2 protein-coding genes and 1 pseudogene are annotated in these 1784 nt (G+C 69.1%); 1 reads left to right on the forward strand and 2 read right to left on the reverse strand.

Going from position 1 to position 1784, the window contains the following annotated elements:
- Positions 1-1016: anthranilate phosphoribosyltransferase (gene trpD / locus U9979_RS17560; protein WP_322780239.1), on the forward strand; the 1016-nt coding region annotated here is incomplete at its 5' end.
- Between the two features lie 52 nt (positions 1017-1068).
- On the opposite strand, the gene U9979_RS17565 is transcribed toward trpD, so the two are convergent.
- Complete coding sequence (locus tag U9979_RS17565) at positions 1069-1470, reverse strand: cytochrome c oxidase subunit 4 (RefSeq protein ID WP_322747397.1); 402 nt, start codon at positions 1468-1470, stop codon at positions 1069-1071.
- Between the two features lie 36 nt (positions 1471-1506).
- Positions 1507-1784 (reverse strand): annotated as a pseudogene (locus U9979_RS17570) (cytochrome ubiquinol oxidase subunit I); the annotation flags it as partial.

Genomic DNA, 1784 nt, shown 5'->3' on the forward strand with positions numbered 1-1784 from the left:
CCCTCGGCGCGCCCGACACCATGTGGGCGATGACCCAGGTGATGTCCGGCAACGCCTCCCCCGCCCAGATCGCGGGCTTCGTGGTCGCCCTGCGGGCCAAGGGCGAGACCGCCGAGGAGGTCGGCGGTCTGGCGCAGGTGATGCTGGACTACGCAGCACCGCTGGACCTCCCCGACGACATCCGTGAACGCGCGGTGGATACCTGCGGAACCGGCGGCGACCAGTCACATTCGGTGAACATCTCGACCATGGCTGCGCTGGTCGTCGCGGGCTCCGGCATCCCCGTGATCAAACATGGGAACCGGGCCGCGTCTTCGGCCTGCGGGTCAGCCGATCTTCTGCTGGAACTCGGCGTCGCCATCGATCTACCGCCCGCCGGCGTCGCGACCTGCCTCGCCGAGGCCGGTGCGGCGTTCTGCTTCGCACCGGTCTTCCACCCGGCCATGCGACACGCTGGCGGGCCCAGGCGTGACCTCGGCGTGCCCACCGTCTTCAACATCCTCGGGCCGCTGACCAACCCGGGCCGCCCGGCAAGCCAGGCGGTCGGCGTCGCAGACGCACGGCTTGCGCCCGTCGTCGCCGGTGTTCTGGCCGCGCGCGGGACGCGGGGGCTGGTGTTCCGCGGTGACGACGGGCTCGACGAGCTCACGCCCACGACCACGTCAACCGTGTGGATGGTCGCGGACGGCACGGTGCGGATGGAGACCTTCGACCCACGCGACGTCGGTATCGTCCCCGGCGACCCGACGGCGCTGCGAGGAGCCGATGCCGCCTACAACGCCGCGGTGACCCGGGAGCTGCTCGCGGGGGGACGTGCCGGGCCGGTGCGTGACGCAGTCCTGCTCGCCGCCGCGGCCGCGCTGGTCGCCGCGACCGGACCCACTGCCGCACCCGTGACCGAACAGCTAAGCCGCCAGCTTGGTCGGGCCGCCTGGGCGCTGGATTCCGGTGCGGCCGAAGCTGCTCTGGGGCGATGGGTCAGGACGAGTCAGACCGCCGCGGCTGCGGCGGTCTGATCCACCACGTCAGCGGCGGCCACGTCGGCGGCGCGGACGCATCGCGGTCGCACTAGTTCTCCGGTACGGGCGGGTGCCAGAAGTTCTCGAAGAGCAGGCACACGACGAACGTCACTGTCATGATTGCCCCGATAAGGGCCAGCCACACCCCGAAGACAATGCCGAACAACACCAGACAGGCACCGGCGGCGATGAAGAAGGGGTAGTAACTGCCTGGGGTGAAATGCCCGAGCTCGCCGGCGCCGTCGGAGATCTCGGCATCGGGGAGATCCTGCGGCCGGGCTCCGATCCGGCGGGCGGTGAACAACAGGTACCCGCCGACGAGCAGGCCGAGGCTGCCGCACAGGGCGAGTGCGACCGTGCCGGTCGGGTCCTTCGACGTGAACCAGTAAACGATGTCGACCACCGTGCAGAAAATCGCAAACACGAGGAAGACGACGCCCTCGATCTTCATGGCTGCTGCTCCGCTCCAGCTTCTTCCGGGCCCGGCTTATCTGCTCTCGGGTGCGGCGTGATAATCGATTGTTCCGGCTGCCTGGGGATAATGCAGGTCGAAGGCAGGCCGTTCCGACCGGATGCGTGGCAGCGAGCGGAAGTTATGCCGCGGCGGTGGGCAGGATGTCGCCCATTCCAGCGAGTTTCCATAGCCCCAGGGGTCGTCCACAACGGCCAGCTCGCCCTTCTTGTAGGAGCGCCAGACGTTGTACATGAACGGCAGGGTCGACGTGGCCAGCAGGAAGGCCCCGGCCGTGGAGATCGTGTTGTAGG

Source organism: Protofrankia sp. Cas4, assembly GCF_963555915.1.
Classification (GTDB): domain Bacteria; phylum Actinomycetota; class Actinomycetes; order Frankiales; family Frankiaceae; genus Protofrankia.